Raw genomic sequence first — 513 nt, forward strand, 5'->3', positions numbered from 1 at the left:
CGCATGCTTAATATAGTCAAAGGCAACATTGGTATGTCTGGCGTTTACCGAGTCAGCCCCGGGGGTATCTACCAGGGTAATACCTTGTTTCGTCAGGGAACAATCATAATACAGGTCTATCGATTCGACAAAGCAGGCTTTTGTTTCATCAGTAACATATGCAGCAAAATCATCAACATTAGATTCAATATAACCACCTATATTAACTTTCATTGATTCATAGCCATCGGTTATTGCCCGTAAATAATGGGCCTGTGTTCTAGCCAGGGAAGAAATATCTGTACCTTTAAGCCATTTATACAAATCTTCCAGACTATTACTTCGCGGGGAAAGTCCTTTTAAAAGGACTAAACAATCTTGGAGAATAGTTTTTTCATCTTTCATTGTTACAATTACTGATCCATGTTTATGCTCACTGGAAACGGGAGCAATCCGGTTAATTGCTGCTGTAGTCGGATTTGGCGAAACAGGTAAAATAGACTCGCCGATTAACGCATTAGCAAACGATGATTT

Annotated in this window: 1 protein-coding gene; it reads right to left on the reverse strand. The window is 39.6% G+C overall.

The features are described 5' to 3' along the window. The coding region (locus tag AC3G7N_RS22695; RefSeq protein WP_489424352.1) for a dynamin family protein at nucleotides 1-513 on the reverse strand (513 nt) is incomplete at both ends.

Source organism: Virgibacillus carmonensis, assembly GCF_057836705.1.